Genomic DNA, 14327 nt, shown 5'->3' with positions numbered 1-14327 from the left:
GCCAGGCCTGAAACTTGGCTGTCATTGATCCAGAACCGCGCGGGCCGGGGGCCGGCCCGCCCACGTGTACTCAGTGAATCAGCATCCCGCCGTTGACATCCAGGGTAATGCCGGTCAGGTAGGTAGAGAGGTCGCTGGCGAGGAACAGTGCAGCGTTGGCGACATCCTGGGCTTGGCCAAGGCGGCCCAGGGGGATGCCTTCGATGATCGCGTGGCGGCGCTCATCCTGCATCAGCCCACCGGTGATGTCCGTGTGGATCAAACCCGGTGCGATGGAGTTGACCCGCACGTTGTCCGGCCCCAGTTCACGCGCCATCGCCTTGGCAAGGCCCAGCACGCCGGCCTTTGCGGCACTGTAGTGCGGGCCGCCAAAAATGCCCCCGCCGCGCTGTGCAGAAACAGAGGACATGCATACGATGCTGCCGCTGCCTTGCTCACGCATTTGCGGGATCACCGCCTGCGACATCAGCAGCGTGCCCCGCAGGCTGACATCCAGCACCTTGTCATAATCAGCGCCACGGATATCCAAGGTCTTCAGCGGCTGGGTAATGCCGGCGTTATTGATCAACACGTCGATGCGGCCGAAATGTTCGACAACCGTGGCAACAGCGCGCTGAACCTGGGCTTCGTCAGCGACGTTCGCCGCCAGGCCCAGATGGCTTTCGCCCAGTGAGGCGGCAGCATCGCGGGCGGCAGATTCGTCAAGATCGAGGATTACCACGCGGGCACCTCGCTGAGCGAACGTTGCGGCCGTGGCACGGCCAATGCCTCGTGCGGACGCTGCGCCGGTGATGATTGCGACTTTACCTTGGAGAAGCATGTGTGAACCCTCTGTTTGTTGTTATGGGCCGATTCAGGAATCGTGGGTTCAGCTTGTGGCCCGCGAGCTACGTGAGCAATAACGTGAAAATCATCCGATGCTGAAAAAAATTCAGCCCTTCTGCGCTATCCTACGGGTTTCCCGGAATAAAAATAACGCTTAGGAGAATCTGTATGCGCTCGGTAAACGACGCGGCATCGCCACTGCCACCGCTCAAAACCATCCAGGCTTTCGAGCAGGCCGCCCGGTTCGGCAACGTTGCCCGAGCTGCCGAGGTGCTGGACTTGACCCCCTCGGCGGTCAGTCATCAGCTTGCGAAACTCGAGGCCATGATCGGCAGACAGCTGTTCGTGCGTGGCGCACGTGGCGTAGCCCTTACCTCAGTTGGCCAGCAGTACTTGAAAGACGTCTCGGGTATCCTGCACAGCCTTGCCATCGCCACCGAACGTGCCAGCAGCGATGTCAGCCTTGACTGCCTGCGCCTGCACTCTTCACCGAGTTTCGGCCTGCTCTGGCTGATGCCGCGTCTCGAGGCGTTTCGCGAGGAGTTCCCGTCCATTCAGATCAATTTGTCATGCTCCTACGAGGCGCTGCATTTCAGCCGTGACAAGATCGACGTGGACATTCGCCATGGCGATCCGAACTGGCCCAGTTACGAAGTCCGCACGGTAAGTAACGAGACCTTCGAGGTGCTGGCGGCACCCAAGCTCCTCTCCCGCCACCCGGTGCATGATGCCAGCGACCTGCTCGATTGCGACCTGATCCTGTCCGAGGCGACCTTGTTGAGGTGGCCGGCGTGGTTTGCCCAGCACGGGCTGGCACGGCCCGAAAAACCCTATGCGCTGAGCTTCGACCGTTCCTATATGAGCCTGGAGGCCGCCAGCCACGGCCTGGGCTTCGCTTTGGAAAGTGGCTTGCTGGCCCAGAAATACCTGGAAGCCGGGACCTTGGTGAAAGTGGCGCCCGAGGCCCTGGGTGCACCGGTCGCTGCGCACCATCTGGTGTTTCCCAAGGCCCACGCAGCCTTTCCCAGGGTGCGGTGTTTTCTGCATTGGGTAGAGAAGGAACTGGGGCACCAGTTCGTTTTCTGATGCTTAAATATCCAAGTTTGAACGACACGCCGTCAGGCCATGGGGCACAGCGCACACTGATGCCCCCTCCCCCTGCTCCGCCAGCTGCGCTTGATACTGCTGCGGACTGACCCCGTGATATCGCGGGAACACGTTGGCAAGGCGACTCGCCGCCGGATGTGAAGCGACTGTCGGCATTCGTCTAGAGGCTGCGCTGCCACTGCGTTTGCTCATGAAGCGAGCTCGGTGTTTGCATGAGCACCTCCGGCCCAGACGCATAGCACCTGCTCACCAGCCTCTACGACGCCCGCATGGCCCACCAGCCGGTGCTGCCTGGCAAGAAGTGACCGCCACCTCGGCGACCCGGCTGAACGTTTAGTCAGCCGGGCCTGTCGCACGACAGAGACGCAGCACACTGCGCGTACCCTGACCGTGAGGACCTCACCATGAGCGCGATCTCTTCCAATGGGGCTGAAACGCACCCCATCTGTCTGACCCTCAATGGTCAGTCCCGAACACTGCAGGTGCATCCTTGGGTCACCTTGCTCGACCTGCTGCGTGAGCAATTGGACCTGGTCGGTACCAAGAAAGGTTGCGACCATGGCCAGTGCGGCGCCTGCACGGTGCTGCGCGATGGCAAGCGCGTCAATGCCTGCCTGACCTTGGCCATCATGTGCGACGGGGCCGACTTGGTGACCATCGAAGGGCTGGCCAGCGGCGACGTCCTGCACCCCATGCAGCGCGCCTTCATTACCCACGATGCGTTCCAGTGCGGTTACTGCACTCCGGGGCAGATCTGCTCGGCAGTCGGGTTGGCTCACGAGGGCCGAGCCGACAATCGGGAGGCCATTCGCGAGCAGATGAGCGGCAATCTTTGCCGCTGTGGTGCCTATAGCAACATCGTCGCGGCGGTGGAAGAAGCCCTGCCGTTGATGAGGGATGGGAACCAGCCACAACGAGGGCAGAATCCATGACACCCTTCAGCTACCACAAGCCAAACTCGGTCAGCGAAGCGGTAAACCTGGCTGACGCCTGCTCGCACTTCATCGCGGGTGGTACCAACCTCGTCGACCTGATGAAGGAAAACGTGGTCCGCCCCAAGCGCCTGATCGACATCTCCGGACTCGGGCTGAACGATATCCACCCTACTCCCGGCGGCGGCGTGCTGATCGGTGCACGGGTGAGCAATGCCGACCTGGCCTGGCACCCGATGATCGAGCAGCATTATCCACTGTTGTCCGACGCGATCCTGGCTGGGGCATCGCCGCAGTTGAGGAATATGGCCAGTACCGGTGGCAACTTGCTGCAACGTACCCGCTGCTACTACTTCTACGACACCGGCACCCCCTGCAACAAGCGCGAACCGGGCAGCGGATGCCCTGCGCGTACGGGCATGAACCGCATCCATGCCATTCTCGGCGCCAGCGATGCCTGTGTCGCGACCCATCCCTCGGACATGTGCGTGGCATTGGCAGCGCTCGAAGCCGTGGTGCACGTACAGGGGCCGTCCGGTGAACGGCAGATACCCTTCGCGGATTTCCATCGCCTGCCCGAGGACACCCCCGAGCGCGACAATCAACTGGCAATCGATGAACTGGTGACAGGCATCGAACTGCCGCCCCCAATGTTCGAACACCATTACTGTTACCTGAAAATACGCGACCGCGCCTCCTACGCGTTCGCGCTGGTATCAGTCGCTGCAGCCTTGAGCTTCGATGGCGAAGTGATCCAACAGGCCCGCCTGGCGTTGGGCGGCGTTGCCCACAAGCCCTGGCGGGACCTGGCTGTCGAGCGCATGTTGGTCGGCCAGGTGCCTTCTGAAGCCCTCTTCACCCGCGCCGCGCAAACGTTGCTGCAAGGTGCACAACCCCTGAGCCACAACGGTTTCAAAGTAACGCTCGCTCAGCGAGCAATCGTGCGTGCCTTGGATGACGCGGCGCGCGGCGCCGCTAACGGGGGAGCACGACCATGATCAAAAGCACACCAGTAGTCGGCACGCCAATGGACCGGGTGGACGGTGTGGCGAAGGTCACCGGGCAGGCCCGCTATGCGGGCGAATACCCCGAGGCGGGCCTGCTACACGGCAGCGTCGTGTCCAGTACCATCGCCCGCGGTCGGGTACTCGACATCGACAGCACGCAGGCCTTGCGCGTACCCGGGGTAATCGCCGTGCTCGACCATGGCCATCGTCCGCATATATCGAGTTATGACGACGACTATAGCGATGCCGACTCTGCCGAGGGCTCGCCGTTTCGGCCCTTGTTCAATGATCGAGTGCTCTACAGCGGGCAACCGGTAGCGCTGGTGGTTGCTCAAACCCTCGAACTGGCCCGGTATGCAGGCTCGCTGCTCAAGATCGACTATGCCGAAGAGGCTCACCAGACAGACCTGGGCGCATGCCAGCAGTCGCATCCGGCACCCGCCCAAACGCCGGCGCCACGTGGCGATTTCGCCGGGCAGTTTGCCGGTGCGCCGGTGCAGGTGGATGCGACCTACCTGACGGCCAACGAGCACCACAACCCGATGGAGCCCCATGCGTCGACCGTGCACTACAAGGCCGACGGCACGCTGGAAATCCACGACAAGACCCAAGGCACGCAGAACTGCCAGGACTACCTGCACAAGGTGTTCGGCCTGCCCAAGGCCAATATTCGTGTGCGCGCGGCATTCGTCGGCGGAGCCTTCGGCTCGGGCCTGCGCCCGCAGTACCAGTTGCCGCTGGCCGTGATGGCGGCGTTGCACCTGAAGCGCTCGGTGCGCGTGACCCTGACCCGCCAGCAGATGTTCACCTTTGGCTACCGGCCCCGCACCGAGCAACGCTTGCGCCTGGGGGCAGACGCAAACGGGCGCTTGCTGGCAATCGCTCACGATGCGCTTGGCCAGACCTCCCGATTCGAGGACTTCACCGAGCACCTGGTGGAATGGAGCGGCATGCTTTACCAGTGCGACAACGTCGCACTCAGCTATCGCTTGGCCTCGCTCGACGTGTACACCCCGCTGGACATGCGGGCACCTGGGGCCGGGTCCGGGATGATTGCGCTGGAATGCGCCATGGATGAGCTCGCTTGTGCAGCGAAGATCGACCCGGTAGAGCTGCGCCGACGCAATTTCGCCGCCAACAATGGCAACGAGGGCAAGCCCTACTCCAGCAAGGAGTTGCTGGCCTGCTACCAGCAAGGCGCCGAGCGTTTTGGCTGGCACGAGCGCACCCCCCAACCGCGCAGCATGCGCAATGGCAACCAATTGATCGGCTGGGGGATGGCCGGTGGCGTCTGGGAAGCCATGCAGATGAAGGCCAGCGCCAAGGCGCGCATCAATGCCAAGGGCCACCTCACCGTCAGCAGTGCCACCACCGATATCGGCACCGGCACCTATACCGTCATGACACAGATCGCAGCCGACGCTGCCGGCACCAGGGTGGAGGATGTCACCTTCGTGCTGGGTGACTCTTCACTGCCCACCGCACCGCTTCAAGGCGGATCGTTCACGGTGTCGTCAGTGGGCTCGGCCGTGCGCCAGGCCTGCCAGGTCCTGCGCACCAAGGTGCTGGAGCATGCGCGCAACCTGTACCCCCAAGTGGCCAGCACCCCCTGGGAGCAGATCGTTTTTGCCAATGGCTACTTGCACGCTGGTAGCCAGCGTTGGGCCTTGGCGGACATCGTGGCGAGCGCCCCCGACGGTGAGTTCGAAGTGCAGATCGACGCCGAGCCCGGCGCCCGGCGCCAACCGTTCTCCACCGCCACGCATTCGGCGGTATTCGTGGAAGTCCACGTCGACGAAGACCTTGGCACGATCAAGGTGGTACGTGTGGTCAGCGCTGTGGCCGCTGGGCGCGTGGTCAACCCGAAAACCGCGCGTAGTCAGATCCTGGGAGGCGTGGTGTGGGGGGTGGGAATGGCTCTGCATGAAGCAGCGCTGACCGACCATCGGTTGGGCCGCATCGTCAATCACAACCTGGCGGAGTACCACATCCCGGTGAACGCAGACATCGAGGATATCGACGTGATCTTCGTTGAAGAGCACGACGAGATTGTCAATGAGCTCGGGTCCAAGGGCGTGGGCGAAATTGGAGTGGTCGGGGTGGCCGCTGCGGTGGCCAACGCGGTCTACCATGCCACGGGCAAGCGTGTGAGGGAGTTTCCCATCACGCTCGATAAAGTGCTCTGATCGGGTGGGGCCAAGTCCCCACCCGCCTTGCGCTGTCGGCAGCGCGCTCGGTCTCCTGCTTGACCGCTTCGATCTTGAATTCAGCGTAATCCGCGACTGGCCATCAACGTAAGGTCCCCACCCAGTCGCGGCTCACGAAATGGTCCGGCAGCATGCATCATGTCGAACAATTCGGGATGGCGCGTGCGCAAACGGTAGAACTCCACCCAACCACTGGACCCTCTGGGTTTTGCTTGCGCTTGCTTGACCCCAGTCTCTCGCTCGAACCCGCTTGGGTTCGCATAACCCTCAGCCACTCGGTCGGCAAGCCGCTCAATGGCCCGGTCGTTGTAGGCGTACCAGTCCTCGCCCTGCATCCGTGCCAACTCGGCCATGAGCACCAACGGCGCGATGGCATAGTCGTGATAATGCAATGCCAAGCGCTTGCGGGCCATTTCCATGGGCAGGCTGCCGTCCGGTTGAATGGCATTGATGCCGGTGCGATAGATCCCCTTCGCTTTTTGCATCAGGTCAGGGTCATGGGTTGCCACGGCCGTCGCCATTACACCGATGCCGGTCCAGTAGTAATGATTGTTGCGCTTGTGCTTCGGGTTTTCCCAATAGGCCAGATTGAGCGCCGTTAACCTTCGCAGCCAATTGGTTATCACCCTGCGTTGCTCGACCGTCGCAAGCGCCTCTGTCTTCAAGTAAGCCAGCGCAGCGGTGCCGTGAGTCCATTGCCGGGTGTAGTCGGGCTGGTCATTGTTCGTATGTACCATGTCCCCAAGCATCGCGCCTGCGCTCGCCCAAGCATTCAGCCAGGCCAATGCGCAGCGCCCTGCCCCTTGATCGTTCTTGCCCAGGTAGTCGTCGGTCATGACCGTCAACCGGTCGGAGAAGTCATGAAAGGGTTTGAGCTCTGCGTCGCTTTCGGCCTTGAGGCGTGGATCGACCTTGGAATGCGCGGCATCGGTGTAGTAGCCGATGCCGCCGATTGAAGTCTCGGCGGGTGGCGGTGCGCTGCATGCGAACTCCTGCGCCAACGCCATCGAGGATGCCCCCGACAGCAGGCCTGAAGACAGCAGATACATCAAAGCCAAGCGATTGATCATGCTGCGCACACCCAGATTGATAAGGGAATGTCGAGTCGTATCGGTGAACAAGGCTCTGCTGCTTCGGCAGCGGCGTCAATGCTGCTGCACATTAAACTTTCAGCCCCCACGCGCGCGGGGTTTGCCCACCTTCTTCTGACGATAACTGTTTACGTAGATGGAATTCTAATAACGAATTCTCGGTGATTATTCATGCCCATGCATCCCGTACTGTAGGGGTCATATCCCACTCGGTAGCGCGGTGCATACCCACGACAGCGCGATGAGATCCGGATAACTCGTCCCTTTCTTGTCTCCCAGGAGTGACATGACATGCCCCAGATCATCCTCGTTACCGGCGCGTCATCTGGCTTCGGCCTGATGACCGCCAAGGCCCTGGCCCACGCCGGTCATACCGTTTACGCCTCGATGCGCGAAACCCAGGGCCGTAATGCACCGCGAGTGCTGGAACTCGCCCAATGGTCTAGGGATAACGCTTCGGACCTGCGCACCGTCGAGCTGGACGTGCAATCGGATGCGTCCTCCGTGGCGGCCATCGCACACATCATGAAGGACGCCGGGCGCCTCGATGTGCTCGTGCACAATGCCGGCCATATGGTGTTCGGCCCGGCGGAGGCGTTCACCCCGGAACAACTGATGCAGCAATACGACGTCAACGTGCTGGGCACGCAACGTGTGAACCGCGCTGCCCTGCCGCACCTGCGCAAGCAGGGCAAGGGGTTGCTGGTCTGGGTCGGGTCCTCATCCACGCGCGGCGGCACACCACCGTTCCTGGCGCCCTACTTCGCGGCGAAAGCTGCGATGGATGCATTGGCCGTGGCCTATTCGACCGAGCTGACGCGTTGGGGCATCGAGACCACCATAATGGTGCCAGGCGCGTTCACCAAAGGGACCAATCACTTCGCCCATTCGGGCAAGCCGGCCGACACCGCCATTGCCGCGGAATATGAGAACGGCCCCTATGCCGATGTGCCGGGCAAGGCGCTAGACGGGTTGAAGCATCTGGAGCCTGACGACGCCGACCCTGCCGAAGTGGCGCGCGAGATCGTGCGGGTGGTTGGCCTGCCTTTGGGCAAGCGCCCGTTCCGTGTGCACATCGATCCTTCGCAGGACGGTGCAGAGGTGGTCAATGCCGTCGCCGACCGGATACGTCGTGAGATGTACCGTGCCATCGATCTGCAGGACTTGTTGTCGCCGACCATCAATGGCTGACCATGGAAAAGGGGACGCACAGGCGTGCGTCCTTGCTTTCAGGCTGTCCGCTGGCCTGTTTTTTCTGGCTCACCCGATGGCGCATTGGAGGGCGTTCGAGCAAAGTACTCTGCTGCTGCAACCCCCAGCAGCGCCACCCCTCCCCCCACCAGGTGGTATCCGCGCACCGCTTCCCCCAGCACGATCACTGCGATGACGGCCGTCAACACCGGCAGCAGGTTCATGAATGCGGCGCAGCGCCCCGGCCCCAATAACTGCACGCCACGTACCCAGAAGAACGGCAACGCCACCGATGCCAGTCCTCCGGCATACAGAATCAGCGGTACGGTATCGACATTCAGTTGACGCTGCGCTGCCGGGGTGACCATGTAGGCCGGCAGCATGATCACCAATGCGCAGATCGACTGCATGTAGGTCGATTGCCAACTGCTCAGCCCAAGCTCCCAGCGCTTGAGCAGCACGCCGTACAGCGCATAACCCAGTGCGGCGATGAAGATCAGCAGGTCACCGACATGGGCGCCCCCGCTGAACAGGCTCGCAGGTTCGCCCTTGCTCACCAGGTAGATGAGCCCGAGGAATGACACGACACCACAACCCACCGTGGCCGGTGTGGGCGAGTGCTTGAGCACGATCGCACCGAGCATGAGCGTCAGCAGCGGTGTGAGCGCGGTGAACACGGCAAGGTTGGTCGCGGTGGTAGAGGCGGCAGCGGTGTAGGACATCACTTGGAAGAAGCACAGCGCCAGGAAGCCCAGGATCGCCAGCTTGCCGAGGTGCGGCCAGATCAACGCGCGGTTCTTCCACGCCGGAACCGCAACGAAAAGGCTCATGATGAGTACCGCCAGCAACAGTCGGTAGAAGGTGATCGCGCCTGGGCCGATGCTGTGGGCGGACAGCCGGGAAACGATGACGTTGCCTGACCAGATCAGGATGGCGAGAAAAGGAAAGAGATAGGCAGCTCTGCTTCGCATGGGTAGACCCTCGGAATGTCGAGTTGCGAGGCTAAGCGTTCTTCAGGCGTCCTTCCTGCTCTATAGTGGCCTGAACTGTAGGGATTGGGACATGCATCAGGATATCTCGACCAAATACCTCCTCTACCACGACACACGTGCGCCCATGGCGGCGATGGAGGCTGACTGGCCGGACGGCGCCTCGACCGGTTGGCACAGCCATCCCAGGACGCAACTGCTCTACGCCATCGAAGGGGTGATGGTGGTCAGCTCGCGCGATGGCTGTTGGGTAGTGCCCCCTGACCGGGCGCTATGGTTGGTGGCCGGGCTCGAGCATGAAGTGAAAATGACCGGCGATGTGCGGATGCGGACGATGTTCATCGACACGGGTGCAATCGACGGGCTGCCCGCCAGCACTTGCGTCCTCGGGGTGTCCGGGTTGCTGCGCGAGCTGGTGATTGCCGCGGTCGATATGCCCGGTGATTACGCCGAGCACTCCAGGGCGGACCTGTTGATGAAGCTGTTGGCCGAGGAACTGCGCCTGTCCGAAGCGCTGCCTTTGCACTTGCCTTTGCCAAGGGATGAACGGATCAGGTTCATCTGTGAGCATCTGCTCAGCAACCCGGACAACACCTTCACGGTCGCTGAGTGGGCTGAGCGGGTCGAGGTGACCAGCAAGACGGTTCATCGGTTGTTCACGCGGGAAACCGGCATGTCGTTCGTGCAGTGGCGTGACCAGGCCAGGTTGCTGTTTGCACTGCGCCAGATCGCCAATGGCCGGAAGATCATCGATATCGCCTTCGAGTGTGGCTATGCAAGCCCGAGTGCATTCACCGCGATGTTCAGGCGGCATTTCGGGGTGCCGCCCTCGAGCTTTTACGACTGAGGGAAACCTCAACGTTGCTGGATAAACGCCAAGATGCTCCGCGCATCGCTGACCTCGAACTTGCCGGGCGCCTCGACCGCGAGGTGCCTGACCACGCCATCTTCGACCAGCATCGCGTAACGCTGGGAACGATGGCCCATGCCGCGAGCCGACAGATCCTGGCTCAAGCCCAGGGCCTTGGCGAACTCACCATTGCCGTCGCCGATCATCTTCACCGCATCACCCACTTGCAGGCTGCTACCCCAGGCATTCATGACGAAGGCATCGTTGACGGAAACGCAGAGGATTTCGTCGATACCCGCCGCGGAAAACGCGTCGGCCGCAGCGACATAGCCGGGGACGTGACGTTCGGAACAGGTAGGTGTGAAGGCGCCGGGCAAGGCGAAAATCACCAGTTTGCGCTGCTGGCAGCGCTCGCGGATGGAAAACGCGTTCGGGCCGATCGCGCAGGCGCCCTCCCCGTTGCTGTAGGCGTACAGCGTGATATCAGGCAGTGAATCGCCGGTCTTGATCATGACCCTCTCCTAGGGTGGGTGGGCTGCGCGTGGCGCGCGGCGGCCAGTTTTAGCAGGTTTGCGAGGACGATGCAGGGTTACGTGGTTTCTGAAAAAACTTTCATGTCTTGCAACCCTGAAAAACGGGATCAGCTAGTCGTCTATATGAATCCATCCGGTATATTCCTTCAAGAGACGTAACAAGACATTACAAGAAGGGGTTTCCGTTGGATATTTCACATGCCGCGTGGCTTGCCCACGACACCCGCCTGGTGCTCTGTTGCCTGGCGGCCATTACCACCATCATCGTGTTGATCAGCGTCACCAAGTTGCCACCCTTCCTTTCGATCCTGATCGGTACCTTCGTGGCCGGCCTGGGCGCTACCCTGCCGCCAGAGGAGGTGGCCAAGGCTTTCGGCAAAGGCGCTGGCAGTCTGCTGGGCGAGGCCGGGATCATCATTGCCCTGGGCGCGATGCTCGGCGCGCTGATGGCCGAATCCGGGGCTGCTGATCGTATTGCCTCTACCTTGTTGCGCCATGCCCGCGGCAAGGCGCTGCCCTGGGTGATGGCGCTGGTGGCGATGGTCATTGGCTTGCCGCTGTTCTTCGAAGTCGGCCTGGTGCTGATGGTGCCGGTGATCTTCGTCATCGCCCGTCAGTCTGGGCAGCCGCTGCTCAAGGTGGCGATCCCGGCGCTCGCCGGGATGACCACCCTGCACGCGTTGATGCCTCCCCACCCTGGGCCGTTGATCGCAGTCAGCGCCCTGCATGCAGACCTGGGGATGACCATGTTGCTGGGCCTGTGCATCGCCGTGCCGGCAGTGATCCTCGCCGGCCCGCTTTATGGTATCTGGCTGTCGAAACGCCTGGATGTGCAGGAACCCGCGGAACTGGGTGCGCTGTTCACCGCCAAGGTCGAGACCCGGCGCAAGCCAAGCTTCGCCGTATCGCTGCTGATCATCCTGCTGCCAGTGCTGCTGATGCTGGGCAGTACGCTGGCCAAGGTCGCCATGGCGCCGCAAAGCACCCTGGCGCTGACCCTCAAGTTTCTCGGTGAGCCGCTGATTGCCCTGGGGCTGGCGGTGATCGCTGCGGTGATCTGCCTGGGCTGGTCGATCGGTATGGCCCGTGACCAGGTCGGCAGCGTACTGCGCAAGAGCCTGGCGCCGATCGCCGTGCTGTTGTTGACCATCGGAGCCGGTGGTGGCCTGAAACAGACCCTGCTCGAAGCCGGCATCAGCGACACGATCAGCAAGGTGGCCAGTGGCGCGCACCTGTCGTACGTGCTGTTGGCCTGGCTGATCGCGGTGGCGCTGCGCCAGGCGACAGGCTCGGCCACCGTTGCGACCACCACCACTGCCGGTATTCTCGCGCCATTGATGGCGGGCCTGGCGACCACCCAGAGTTCGCTGGTGGCACTGGCCATCGGTGCCGGCTCGGTGTTCTTCTGCCATGTCAACGATGCCGGGTTCTGGATGGTCCGCGAGTACTTCGGGTTGCAACTCAAGCAGACGATCTGGGTGTGGTCGGTGCTGCAGACCATCGTCTCGGTGGTTGGGCTGGTCGGCACCCTGCTGCTGTGGCAATGGTTTCAGTAAGCGGCTAGTGACAGCGCAGCTACAGTGGCTGCGCTGTCGCCTCGGCGATCAGAGCGCTGGTGCCCTGCGGCGCTGCAACCTGATCCAGCAGGCCTGTACCGCTGCGCCTACCACGAAAATCCCCAACCATCCGGCCAACGCGGCGCGCACCAGCGGCGACTCGGGGCCGTCCGCCAATGGCTGGCCGCTTGGCAGTCGCGTCAGGGTTTCGTTGATCCCCGGTACCAGCAACAGGAAGAAGCTGAATGCGAACGCCAACTGCGCCAGGTAAGGCCGCGCACGCCCCAGCAGCCTGAGCTTGGGGATGACCAGCGCCGCTCCGACCGCCAGCAGCGCGAGGATGCCGAGCGCATGCCCGACGTTGAATCCGCCGGTACTGGAAAGGCCGAACGCGGTCAGTACCGACACCAGTATCCCGAACAGGTAACCGCGTGCAACTGGCTCCCGGGGCTCGATCTGATGATGGCGCGCATAGCTGTAGAGCCCGGCGACGAAGGTCGCCACGCTGACGGCGGTATGGATGGCGCCGAGGGTGGATACAGGGTGTGGCATGGCTGTGACTCCGTCTTTATGAATGGCCTGCTACCGACTAGTAGGTAGGCATATAGCTGCAAAAAAAACCGCTGCGCCCGCACAGCGGCTTTTCACCGTGAAAACCTCAGGGCTGCCCATCACCCGCGAAATGCCGCGCGATCCAGCGCTCGCAGAGCGCCCAGAGCTCGGGTGCGCCGCGCTGGATGACCGGCCCGTAGCGCTCGATGACCTGCTGGCGCGATACACCGCTTTCGGACCAGGTGCCACCGCCGGTGAAGATGTTGATCAGCAGTGGCTGAAAACGGTCGAGCGCCTTGGCGAAACGCGCATCAGCAGTCTCGGCCTGCTCGAACTCCTGCCACAGTTCCAGCATCTGTGTGGCCTGTGGTTGCGGCAGCAGGCCAAACAGCCGCTGAGCTGCCTCGGCTTCCTGCTCGGCCTGCAACTGGCTGGACGAGCCTCCATGAATTGGGAAGTCGCCGACGTCGATCTCCACGATGTCGTGCAACAGCAGCATGCGGATGACGCGGTTGCTGTCCACTGCCCCGCTGGCATGCTCATTGAGGATCAACGCATACATGGCCAAGTGCCACGAGTGTTCGGCGGAGTTTTCCTTGCGGCTCTGGTCCAGCAACGGTGATTGGCGACGCACGCTTTTCAACTGGTCGATCTGGCGCAGGAATTCCAGTTGCTGTTCCAGAGGGCTTGGCAGCATGGCTCAGGCTCCGGGTGCCGGAATCGGTGTGACAAGCCTGTCGATCAGCGGCTGCGTGATGAGCCCGAATACGCCAGGCTCGCCATAGGCGCGGGCAGACAACATCGCGCCATGCACGGCAGCTATGAAACGCTCAGCCTCAGCCTGAGGGGTATCGGACAGGGTCAGACTGCCCGCCTGCGCGCCGCGCTCGAGCACTGTGGTAATCCAGGCCGAGAGGCTGCGGAAATGCGCCCTCACCTCAGTGGCGACTTCGGCAGGCAATACCGGTATCTGAGTGGCGAGCAAGGCACACACGCAATAGCCCTTGCTGGCCTCGCCGACGCATTCCAGCCAATAGCCTATATAGGCCTTGAGCTGGTCGACGGGGGCGGGAAAGTAACGCTCCAGGGCAGCCATGCCGGCCTTGGCTTCTTCGCGGTATTGCGCGACCAGAACGCGCACCAGGTCCGCCTTGGTGGGGAAATGGTGATGGATGCTGGCTTTGCGTATACCGACGCTCTCGGCGATGTCGGCGTAGCTGAAGCTGTTGTACCCGCCCGTGATGATCAGGGTGCGGGCGCACTGGAGAATGTCGGAGTAGGTCGTGGATTGAGTGCTCATGAACGGCACCCTACCTCCTGGTAGGGACATGGTCAACCGCCGTGAGCGTTCTTTCAATCAGCCCGGTAATCGCAGCAGAGCACATTTGTACTCCACCGTCGCAAAGCCCATTTTTCCGGGACTGGCGAGGGTGGAAATGGCAGAAGTTAAAATATTATTCACATGCGCTAATGATTCTCATTGAAGT

The 14327-nt window shown here is 62.1% G+C and carries 14 protein-coding genes; 7 read left to right on the top strand and 7 right to left on the bottom strand.

The features are described from left to right. Positions 1 to 70 precede the first annotated feature (70 nt). Complete coding sequence (locus ACTYOL_RS12970; RefSeq protein WP_200602460.1) at positions 71 to 820, bottom strand: SDR family NAD(P)-dependent oxidoreductase; 750 nt, start codon at positions 818 to 820, stop codon at positions 71 to 73. 173 nt (positions 821 to 993) lie between these two features. Here ACTYOL_RS12970 and ACTYOL_RS12965 point away from each other — a divergent pair, with 173 nt between their 5' ends. The 4 genes from ACTYOL_RS12965 to ACTYOL_RS12950 all read left to right on the top strand — a co-directional run bounded on the left by ACTYOL_RS12965 (position 994) and on the right by ACTYOL_RS12950 (position 6057). Beyond that, positions 994 to 1911, top strand: a complete 918-nt coding sequence (locus tag ACTYOL_RS12965) for a LysR substrate-binding domain-containing protein (RefSeq protein WP_112898264.1) — start codon at positions 994 to 996, stop codon at positions 1909 to 1911. A 425-nt stretch (positions 1912 to 2336) separates the two neighbouring features. Continuing rightward, positions 2337 to 2864 carry a (2Fe-2S)-binding protein gene (locus ACTYOL_RS12960; RefSeq protein ID WP_444758040.1) on the top strand — a complete coding sequence of 176 codons (528 nt, stop codon included), beginning with the start codon at positions 2337 to 2339 and terminating at the stop codon, positions 2862 to 2864. Next, the gene (locus ACTYOL_RS12955; protein ID WP_200602461.1) at positions 2861 to 3862 is read left to right on the top strand and encodes an FAD binding domain-containing protein; all 1002 of its coding nucleotides are present in this window, start codon (positions 2861 to 2863) and stop codon (positions 3860 to 3862) included. The genes ACTYOL_RS12960 and ACTYOL_RS12955 overlap by 4 nt, the downstream gene beginning before the upstream one ends. After that, positions 3859 to 6057: a xanthine dehydrogenase family protein molybdopterin-binding subunit gene (locus ACTYOL_RS12950; protein ID WP_444758039.1), complete on the top strand. Its 2199-nt coding sequence runs from the start codon at positions 3859 to 3861 to the stop codon at positions 6055 to 6057. Before ACTYOL_RS12955 ends, ACTYOL_RS12950 begins: the two co-directional genes overlap by 4 nt. A gap of 80 nt (positions 6058 to 6137) precedes the next feature. On the opposite strand, the gene ACTYOL_RS12945 is transcribed toward ACTYOL_RS12950, so the two are convergent. Further along, positions 6138 to 7199, bottom strand: a complete 1062-nt coding sequence (locus ACTYOL_RS12945) for an alginate lyase family protein (RefSeq protein ID WP_444758038.1) — start codon at positions 7197 to 7199, stop codon at positions 6138 to 6140. A 261-nt stretch (positions 7200 to 7460) separates the two neighbouring features. Between ACTYOL_RS12945 and ACTYOL_RS12940 the strand changes: the two genes are divergently transcribed. Further along, positions 7461 to 8360 carry an SDR family oxidoreductase gene (locus tag ACTYOL_RS12940; protein WP_444758037.1) on the top strand — a complete coding sequence of 300 codons (900 nt, stop codon included), beginning with the start codon at positions 7461 to 7463 and terminating at the stop codon, positions 8358 to 8360. A gap of 38 nt (positions 8361 to 8398) precedes the next feature. Here ACTYOL_RS12940 and ACTYOL_RS12935 read toward each other — a convergent pair whose 3' ends face one another. Continuing rightward, a complete protein-coding gene (locus tag ACTYOL_RS12935) occupies positions 8399 to 9331 on the bottom strand; it encodes a DMT family transporter (RefSeq protein ID WP_444758036.1) in 933 nt (310 codons plus the stop codon). 91 nt (positions 9332 to 9422) lie between these two features. On the opposite strand from ACTYOL_RS12935, the gene ACTYOL_RS12930 reads away from it, so the two are divergent. Next, positions 9423 to 10196, top strand: coding sequence for an AraC family transcriptional regulator (locus ACTYOL_RS12930; RefSeq protein ID WP_444758035.1), 774 nt, complete (start codon positions 9423 to 9425; stop codon positions 10194 to 10196). 8 nt (positions 10197 to 10204) lie between these two features. Here the strand turns inward: ACTYOL_RS12930 and ACTYOL_RS12925 are convergent, their stop codons facing one another. Continuing rightward, entirely contained in the window at positions 10205 to 10711 is a 507-nt protein-coding gene (locus ACTYOL_RS12925; protein WP_444758034.1) for a peroxiredoxin, read from the bottom strand. Between the two features lie 206 nt (positions 10712 to 10917). Here ACTYOL_RS12925 and ACTYOL_RS12920 point away from each other — a divergent pair, with 206 nt between their 5' ends. Then, a complete protein-coding gene (locus tag ACTYOL_RS12920) occupies positions 10918 to 12288 on the top strand; it encodes a GntT/GntP/DsdX family permease (protein WP_153773650.1) in 1371 nt (456 codons plus the stop codon). Between the two features lie 48 nt (positions 12289 to 12336). On the opposite strand, the gene ACTYOL_RS12915 is transcribed toward ACTYOL_RS12920, so the two are convergent. From ACTYOL_RS12915 to ACTYOL_RS12905, 3 genes are all read right to left on the bottom strand, one after another. Then, positions 12337 to 12840 carry a hypothetical protein gene (locus ACTYOL_RS12915; protein ID WP_197889711.1) on the bottom strand — a complete coding sequence of 168 codons (504 nt, stop codon included), beginning with the start codon at positions 12838 to 12840 and terminating at the stop codon, positions 12337 to 12339. A 106-nt stretch (positions 12841 to 12946) separates the two neighbouring features. Beyond that, the gene (locus tag ACTYOL_RS12910) at positions 12947 to 13537 is read right to left on the bottom strand and encodes an HD domain-containing protein (protein ID WP_197889710.1); all 591 of its coding nucleotides are present in this window, start codon (positions 13535 to 13537) and stop codon (positions 12947 to 12949) included. Between the two features lie 3 nt (positions 13538 to 13540). After that, positions 13541 to 14140, bottom strand: a complete 600-nt coding sequence (locus tag ACTYOL_RS12905; protein WP_197889709.1) for a TetR/AcrR family transcriptional regulator — start codon at positions 14138 to 14140, stop codon at positions 13541 to 13543. Positions 14141 to 14327: the final 187 nt, after the last annotated feature.

It is taken from the genome of Pseudomonas sp. A014 (assembly GCF_052378495.1).
GTDB lineage: Bacteria > Pseudomonadota > Gammaproteobacteria > Pseudomonadales > Pseudomonadaceae > Aquipseudomonas > Aquipseudomonas machongensis.
The sequence above is the reverse complement of the archived record's forward strand: the minus strand, read 5'-3'. Positions and strand labels throughout refer to the sequence as shown.

Bases quoted from the DNA above. Each gene is read 5' to 3' on its own strand.
- ACTYOL_RS12955 (WP_200602461.1), top strand. From the start codon at position 2,861: ATGACACCCTTCAGCTACCACAAGCCAAACTCGGTCAGCGAAGCGGTA.
- ACTYOL_RS12935 (WP_444758036.1), bottom strand. From the start codon at position 9,331: ATGCGAAGCAGAGCTGCCTATCTCTTTCCTTTTCTCGCCATCCTGATC.
- ACTYOL_RS12940 (WP_444758037.1), top strand. From the start codon at position 7,461: ATGCCCCAGATCATCCTCGTTACCGGCGCGTCATCTGGCTTCGGCCTG.
- ACTYOL_RS12965 (WP_112898264.1), top strand. From the start codon at position 994: ATGCGCTCGGTAAACGACGCGGCATCGCCACTGCCACCGCTCAAAACC.
- ACTYOL_RS12925 (WP_444758034.1), bottom strand. From the start codon at position 10,711: ATGATCAAGACCGGCGATTCACTGCCTGATATCACGCTGTACGCCTAC.
- ACTYOL_RS12915 (WP_197889711.1), bottom strand. From the start codon at position 12,840: ATGCCACACCCTGTATCCACCCTCGGCGCCATCCATACCGCCGTCAGC.
- ACTYOL_RS12970 (WP_200602460.1), bottom strand. From the start codon at position 820: ATGCTTCTCCAAGGTAAAGTCGCAATCATCACCGGCGCAGCGTCCGCA.
- ACTYOL_RS12905 (WP_197889709.1), bottom strand. From the start codon at position 14,140: ATGAGCACTCAATCCACGACCTACTCCGACATTCTCCAGTGCGCCCGC.
- ACTYOL_RS12950 (WP_444758039.1), top strand. From the start codon at position 3,859: ATGATCAAAAGCACACCAGTAGTCGGCACGCCAATGGACCGGGTGGAC.
- ACTYOL_RS12960 (WP_444758040.1), top strand. From the start codon at position 2,337: ATGAGCGCGATCTCTTCCAATGGGGCTGAAACGCACCCCATCTGTCTG.
- ACTYOL_RS12930 (WP_444758035.1), top strand. From the start codon at position 9,423: ATGCATCAGGATATCTCGACCAAATACCTCCTCTACCACGACACACGT.
- ACTYOL_RS12910 (WP_197889710.1), bottom strand. From the start codon at position 13,537: ATGCTGCCAAGCCCTCTGGAACAGCAACTGGAATTCCTGCGCCAGATC.